The sequence below is a fragment of the Levilactobacillus brevis ATCC 14869 = DSM 20054 genome (genome assembly GCF_001433855.1).
GTDB lineage: Bacteria > Bacillota > Bacilli > Lactobacillales > Lactobacillaceae > Levilactobacillus > Levilactobacillus brevis.
The window spans coordinates 140,534-148,114 of sequence record NZ_AZCP01000006.1 but is presented as its reverse complement, the minus strand read 5'-3'; the positions used below and the strand labels follow the sequence as shown (position 1 = coordinate 148,114).

The 7,581-nt window shown below is 43.4% G+C and carries 6 protein-coding genes and 1 other RNA gene; 4 read left to right on the top strand and 3 right to left on the bottom strand.

The genetic code is table 11. From position 1 onward, the window contains the following. Positions 1–464: 464 nt before the first annotated feature. From FC61_RS11450 to ssrA, 3 genes are all read right to left on the bottom strand, one after another. On the bottom strand, positions 465–1,472 hold the full coding sequence (locus FC61_RS11450; protein WP_021741874.1) for a hypothetical protein: 1,008 nt from the start codon (positions 1,470–1,472) through the stop codon (positions 465–467). A gap of 92 nt (positions 1,473–1,564) precedes the next feature. Continuing rightward, positions 1,565–1,783, bottom strand: a complete 219-nt coding sequence (locus FC61_RS11445; RefSeq protein WP_035464625.1) for a helix-turn-helix domain-containing protein — start codon at positions 1,781–1,783, stop codon at positions 1,565–1,567. A gap of 681 nt (positions 1,784–2,464) precedes the next feature. Further along, positions 2,465–2,836: a transfer-messenger RNA gene (gene ssrA, locus FC61_RS12330) on the bottom strand. Positions 2,837–3,106: 270 nt separating this feature from the next. Here ssrA and FC61_RS11440 point away from each other — a divergent pair. The 4 genes from FC61_RS11440 to FC61_RS11425 all read left to right on the top strand — a co-directional run bounded on the left by FC61_RS11440 (position 3,107) and on the right by FC61_RS11425 (position 7,563). Next, positions 3,107–3,841, top strand: a complete 735-nt coding sequence (locus FC61_RS11440) for a response regulator transcription factor (protein WP_024525558.1) — start codon at positions 3,107–3,109, stop codon at positions 3,839–3,841. Next, complete coding sequence (locus FC61_RS11435; RefSeq protein ID WP_021741876.1) at positions 3,838–5,307, top strand: sensor histidine kinase; 1,470 nt, start codon at positions 3,838–3,840, stop codon at positions 5,305–5,307. Before FC61_RS11440 ends, FC61_RS11435 begins: the two co-directional genes overlap by 4 nt. 58 nt (positions 5,308–5,365) lie before the next feature. Further along, positions 5,366–6,514 carry a class I SAM-dependent methyltransferase gene (locus tag FC61_RS11430; protein ID WP_015473495.1) on the top strand — a complete coding sequence of 383 codons (1,149 nt, stop codon included), beginning with the start codon at positions 5,366–5,368 and terminating at the stop codon, positions 6,512–6,514. A gap of 182 nt (positions 6,515–6,696) precedes the next feature. Then, on the top strand, positions 6,697–7,563 hold the full coding sequence (locus FC61_RS11425) for a GRP family sugar transporter (RefSeq protein ID WP_021741877.1): 867 nt from the start codon (positions 6,697–6,699) through the stop codon (positions 7,561–7,563). Positions 7,564–7,581: the final 18 nt, after the last annotated feature.

The window sequence follows — 7,581 nt, the reverse complement described above, 5'->3', positions numbered from 1 at the left end:
CCGCTTGAGCATTACCGTCTTTAACTTACCAATTTCGGACATTACGTGAATCGGACTTGTCATGTTTATTTCCTCCCATCACTTAACTCTGAGTTTATCATACCGTCTATGGGATGAAAGTGCGAAACAAATACACTTTTTGCTATTGCGGGGGATAGGAGTAGAGTCATGGGTTACCTGTATTTGGTAAAATTATGATTGTTATGAATATAGTGTTCTAATTAAAGCCGGTTATACCGTTTTGTCATTAGCACTGACATAGTTATTACCATATTGCTGAACGGTGATTCTGAGAGTGTACCAATACGTAGTAGGGAGTTTTTGAATGGTGTGTTAGTGTTGCTGGTTTTTTCTTCCCTGTGTATTGTTAGTTGTGGACTGGTACATTGGTTTTGTGGTGCTCTGTGTGGAGTAGTGACGGGTCTGAGAGGCCACCCTGTTGTGGGTAGTCTCTTTGAAAAGGTCTAATATAGTCCCTCGACGAAAGCAGTTGATACTTTTTTATCATTATCACTAACGTATTCATCGCCGTTTATTGAGGAAATATAGGACTCAGCTACATTGTCGAGTGGTAGGAAAAAGGCTTGTTTGCCATTGTTTACAGTCAGATTGTAGGCACCAGCGTCACCATTGTAACTATCACTACTCTGGAAAACGTGCCCCAGTCTAAGACTTAACTTGTACTGATATGAGTTACCAACCTTGATTTTTCTGGTAGTTACACCGGATAATCGCTTGTTTAGGTAGTAAGTGATGGTTGAGTGAGTACGCTTGAACTTTTTAATTTTGGCGTAACTAATAGCGCTGAAAGTTTGGCCCGTCTTGTGGTAAGCAAGTTGGCTATCAGCAGTTACTGAAATGAAAGGTAGGCTTGAGGCCGCGTTATCATATTGTGCTTTTGCAGTCTTAACTGATAATTGTGGGAAACTTGCCAGCGAGTTTTTAGAAAAGGCAGTACTGCGAGTGTACTTTTGCATTGCGCCACCGTTATTCTTGGACATTGCAAAGCTACGGTGCCAATTGCCTAATTTTTTGAACACCTTTTTCTGATTCTTGATACTTAGGGTAGTGTTATCAATATTTTGAAAGTTACCTTTGCCGTCATTTAAACCAGTGACAACTGAGCCCTTGGGTAAAGTGACAGTCTTGTGTCTAAACTCGTTGGTCAATGTTAACGGACTTTTCAGTTTGTAGGTTTGATACATGTTATATGGCTGCACGGTTTGAGTTGCAATAGGGCCATAAGTATAAATAGAGTTTAGATTAGATAAATTACTAATATCAATTTTATCAATAGCACTATCAACTTTTTTCTCGTTAGCTGCTATTTTTTTGCGAGCAGCAGCTATCTGTGCAGCAGTGGGTGTTTTAGCTTTAGCACTTGCTGTAGTTGTCCCCGCAGTAAGTCCAATCCCTGCAACTGTCCCTAGCAGCATGAGAGCAGTGGCGTATTTGTGTGTTAACTTTTTCATGTAGTTACCCCCTAATATATATGTGGTACACAAGTAGTGTAACGCTGCTAAACGTAAATTAAAAATCATCCTCTGAATAAGAAAGATGGTTGTTACTTATGTTGCGCAATCTCGCCGTGACCGGTTACTGTTTCCATTCCCTCACGCGTCACGAGAATTTGGCGAGAGAATACTCTAACTGTCCCATCAGGAAAGCGTGCAGGGTTACTGCGTAGGACTTGGCGAACATAGTCTTGAGCTTTACCCCAGCGCAAGGCGGCGTCTTTCGCAGTCATAATGTCTGGATTGTTTAAATTAATATGTGTTGCCAAGCTATCACCTCAAAATTAGATTAATTACGTTTGCCAGTAGGGACAGGAAACTAACCGCAATAGCCACATACGGCGAAGCAATTACTTTTTTACTTTCCATTGTGATATCCTGACTACTGGACTAAGATATTGGCAACTACGAATAGCACACCGACTGTAACAGCAATACTTAAATAAATCCGTTGATGTTCAATCTTTTTCTTTAGCATTCTATTACTCATATAAACTCACTCCCTGCCATTATGATACAGCTAGGTAGGGTGATACGTAACCCTGAACCTATAAGCACCTACCTGCAATCGTGAACGTGTGTTTGGAATACGCCTCAGAGTGGGGACGACAGAGCATAACTAGTTAGGTCATCCCTGCAGCAGGTAGTATAATTGACTCTAGCCGATAACATTAAAACTTAATAGTAATGCGTCTCTGTATTACACACAAGCAAAGCTCTACCCGACGGTTCGGGTGGGGCTTTTGTGGTATCTGAGGGCAAAATAAAAGGCCACCGGTTAAAATAACCGATAGCCCCATTGCCCTGCCGTGATGATTCTAAATTCTGTAAAAGGTAATCAAAAAGGTAACGAAAGGTAATCAAATTGTGCTAATCTATGAAAACGGCCAAAAATAAAAACGCCTTTACACCGGCGTTTTAAGGGCTTATAACACCCCGTGATTCCTCATATATGGAGCCGGCGGGGATCGAACCCGCGTCCTAGCATATTGCCACCCCAACGTCTACACTCATATTCAGACTACTTAAGGTTTCACTGCCCAACTTGCCGCCTGTCAGGGCCCACATGAACAGCTAACCTGATTTTTCTCTTCTAACGTACTTCAGGTGGGAGTCGTTAGCGTAAGTCCGTTAAATTTAGGACCCAGATCTAGACCACGGACAAGCCTAGGAGGATCTACGTTAAGCGCCTATTAAGCAGCTAAAGCGTAAGAATTGTTATTATTTTTTGCAGTTATAATTAAACTGGACCTTTTAACGTAGATGCCGCTACGGAGTGCAGTTGGGGCGCAACCTATACCAGTCGAATCCAGAACGGCCCCGTGACAATTACTTTACTAGTTTAGCATATTCTACGACGTCTGCAAAATATTTCGCCCATAACGCTTAATTTAAGGAAAAATCTTGACTTTCAGTATAGTATAATAGGTAACTAAGTCAGCAACACCACTGGGCTAATTTATGGCAGACAAAAAGTTACAGAATCTTCATAGTTCTATCATCGTCATTTCTGATAAACCTGGTAGTTTCAGGGTACTATGGCTAACGAACTTTTTGCTAATGCCCGGGGTGTGCAACCTTTGGAGGTAGCAATGAAGTTATTAATGATTGAAGACAACCATTCCGTATCACAAATGATGTCGATGTTTTTTAAAAAAGAGCAATGGGACGCCGAATTTGCCTACGATGGTAACGAAGCAGTGGAGATGTTTTCAGCTAACCCCAACATTTGGGATATGGTAACGCTGGATTTGAACTTGCCTGGTATGGATGGCATGCAGGTCAGTGCTGAAATTCGTAAACTTTCGCCGACCGTTCCAATTATTATGCTAACGGCCCGGGACTCCGAAAGTGATCAAGTATTGGGACTGGAAATGGGGGCTGATGATTATGTCACCAAGCCATTTAGTCCGATTACCTTGATTGCGCGGATCAAGGCCTTACATCGCCGGGCTGAATTGGGGCCCACCGCTAAGCCGACCGAAGCTGAACCATTGAACGAGACTGAGGCCTTTGATGTTGTCACGGAGAACTTTAAGTTAAATACCAAGACGCGGGAGGCCTACTTGAATGGTCATCAGATTCAGGATCTCACGCCTAAGGAATTTGATCTACTAAAAACCCTGGCCCAAAAGCCACGACAGGTATTCTCACGTGAACAATTGCTACAGTTAGTTTGGGATTATGAGTATTATGGCGATGAGCGGACGGTTGATGCCCATATTAAAAAGTTACGGCAGAAGATTGAAAAGGTTGGCCCACAGATCATTCAGACCGTGTGGGGCGTTGGTTATAAATTTGATGATAGTGGAGCAGATCAGCAATGAAACTCATGTACCAGCAAATGCTAGGCTTCTTTGCGGCGATTACGATCATTTTGGTGCTAATGGGGGTATCCTATTCACAAATGACCCGTCACATGGTGTATAGCAACACGTGGAATTCGCTAGAAAAATATTCAAACAGCTTGATTGAGCAATCGCTGCGGATCAGTTCGCAAAGCCCAAAGACGGTTAACTTTGATACGACGGCCTTAGAGAATAGTGAACAACTGTTACAAAACCAGGCGATCAGTACCACGATTTACAGTTCGTCAAATCGCATTGTGTTTCCGGCTAATATCTATCAACAAGCGATCAATCAGACCGACTGGAAAAAATTGAAAAATAATCAGATTATTCATAAAGTCGTTGACCGCCGGGTTCGCAACAAGAATGGACGTGTTAGTCCGGCAGTGACTGAAGTGATGAAGCCTTATTTCTATAATCATAAACTAGTTGCTGTAGTGGTTATGGGGGCTTTTGTTTCAGATATTAATACTAACGTGAATCAGATTAACCGTAATCTGATTCGCTCACTCCTATTTTCCTGTTTAGTTGCAATCGTTGCGAGCTACATTTTAGCGCGGTACTATACGTCACGGATTAATCGATTGCGAAAGGCGACCAACCAAGTGGCCAGGGGAAACTATGATGTTCAAATGGCTAGTCGTAACCGAGATGAAATTGATGATTTGATCAATGATTTTAATGGGATGACCCATTCATTGAAAGCGTCACAAGAGGAGATTCAACGCCAAGAGAAACGGCGGCGTGAGTTCATGGCCAATGCGTCACACGAAATGCGGACACCACTGACAACAATCAACGGGTTGCTGGAGGGGTTGGCGTATGACGCCATTCCCGAGGAAAGCAAAGAAGAAAGCATTGAGTTAATGCGTAGTGAAACGAGTCGTCTGATTCGTCTAGTTAATGAGAACTTGGATTATGAAAAGATTCGGTCTAATCAGATCGCATTGAACTTACATGAATTTAATGCAGTTGATGCGTTGCATAACATTGTGGAACAGCTAAAACAAAAGGCAGATGACTCCGGCAATGTTCTGGAATTGCAGGCTCCCAAAGAAATTGAGGTTTACGCAGACTATGACCGCTTTGTTCAGGTCATGTTTAATATCACGCAAAATGCCATTCAGTTTACGCAGAATGGCACGATTACCTTGTCGGCGCAACGTGGATATGAAGAAACAATTGTTAAGGTTGCTGATACGGGGATGGGCATGTCTGACGAACAATTGAAAAATATTTGGGAACGGTACTATAAGGCGGACCCATCACGCAAGAATACCAAGTATGGTGAATCCGGCTTGGGCTTGTCGATTGTCCACCAATTAGTCCAACTTCATCATGGGAAAATTAGTGTGACGAGTAAAGAGGGTGTGGGGACAACCTTTACGGTTATTTTCCCAGATCAGCATCAGACCCATTCACAACGTGCGAAAACTAATGAATAGCGTTAGGGCCTAGCGTCCAACCGTGATACAATGAGAGGAACCATTAAGGAGGAAACTTTTGAAACGAGTACAAATTACCGGGAAGTCGGTCCGTAAGTTTGAGGACGGCTATCCTATCGTATCTTTAACTGACTTAGAAGATCGTCAAGATTTTGAAGACGGCGCTTGGGTCCAACTAGAAAATCACGGCCATTTTGTGGCGACCGCCTACTTTGCCAAACAACATCGGGGGATCGGGTATGTATTGAGCCTGCGAGAAAACGAAGCGATTGATGAACGTTTCTTTGCCAGCAAATTCCGAGCGGCTGTAGCCAAGCGTTCGGCCTTTACCGATGTATCCGCCTACCGGTTGTTTAACGGTAGTGGTGATAATCTCGGGGGACTAGTGGTCGATGTGTACAATGGCCAATTTGTCTTTCGGTGGCAAAATCAAGCCCTGAAACGGCAGGCTAAATTAATTTATGCTGGTTTTGAACGCGTTTTAGGTAAAGGGCAAACCATTTTAGCGGCTACCTCCGGGCAAGAGAAGATGCAACTGGTTAGTGGGCAATTCCCTAAATCGGTGACGTCTGTGCTAGAAAATGGCGTAACCTATCCGGTCGACCTAACTATTAGCCGCCAGCAACTTGCTCTGGAATTTCGGGAGGTTCGTGATTGGGTTAAGCAGACTAGTCAGCAAAAGCGGCTTCTGAATTTATTCAGTGCGGAAACTGGGGTCGTAACTGCTGCCATGTTAGGTGGTGCCGTTGAAGCCATTACGGTTGATCCGACTAATCGGGCAACCACCACGATTCAGGCTCAGTTAGCGGCTAACAATCTTGATCAAGCAGCAGTTGAAATGCGGACGATGGATGTGCCTAATTACTTGGACTATGCCATCAAGCATGGTCTCACATTTGATACGATTACAATCAATCCACCCGCTTTTATTCGAGGCAAAAAACGTGCCTTTACACTAGAACAAGATTTACCCGCTTTAGTGGCACAAGCTTTGCAAGTGGCTCAAAGTGGTAGTCAGATTTTGGTGACTACGACGACACCGACCTATTCTATGAAGCGATTAAAGCAGGCTGTGAGTGACGCCACGCAAAATTATACCGGTCATGTAACTGCTTCCACAGAATTTCATGCACCAGCCGATTTTTTGCAGAACGATGCTGACCGTCATAGTGAAGCACTTCGGGGATTGCTGTTAATCGTCGAATAATGAAAGCACGTGAAAATTGCTAAAAAAGGCCGTTTTGAGTGGTTAGACCACTCGCCTAACGGTCTTTTTTTGAGCAATAATGGTTTACATTTAGAATAGAAACCTTTAAACTAACTATTGCAAATTAAAAAGCGCTTACAGAGAAGATTGACATAAATGAAACGAGAATTGAGGCTTACAAAATGTATATTCTTTTAGCTTTGATCCCCACCGTTTGTTGGGGAAGTATTGGATTAATCAGTGGACGTTTGGGCGGAACTTCTTACCAGCAAACCCTGGGTATGACAGCAGGGGCCGTTTTATTCGGGTTGTTTTCCCTAGTCTATTTTCACGAACCGATTACCCGGATGTCGATGTTAGTCGGTGTTGCTTCTGGGTTATGCTGGGCAGTTGGTCAGTTTGAACAATTCCAATCGATGAAGTTTATTGGGATTTCACGGACCGTACCGATTTCAACCGGTTTACAATTAGTCGGTACCGCCTTGGCTGGCGTGTTGCTCTTTCATGAATGGAAGACGACTAAGATGGTGACGATGGGCACAATCGCTGTGATTGTCTTAATTGCTGGCGCAGCGATGACATCTTTACGCGACAAGCGTGCCGCTGCTGGAACCAGTGAACCGGTGGAAGCTGGTCGAGGGACGATTGCCATTATTATTTCAACAATTGGCTACGTGCTCTACACGGTAATTGTTACCGGATCTGGCTTAGATTCTAAGACAGTTTTGTTCCCACAATCGTTGGGCATGATTCTGGGTGCGATTATTTTCGTGCTATTCTCTCGGCAACAGGTTTGGCATAAAGCAACGGTAAAGAATATCATGACTGGGCTAGTTTGGGGGATTGGGAACTTCTTTATGTTCATGGCAATTCCTAAAGTTGGACTGGCCATTAGCTACTCATTAGCACAATGTGGGATTGTTATTTCAACTTTCGGTAGCATTTGGTTATTGGGTGAAAAGAAAACAAAACGTGAAATGGTCTACATCACTATTGGCTCAATTCTAGTGGTCATTGGTGGGGTGACTCTTGGTGTCATGAAAGGGTAATAAAAAGGCTGATAACGT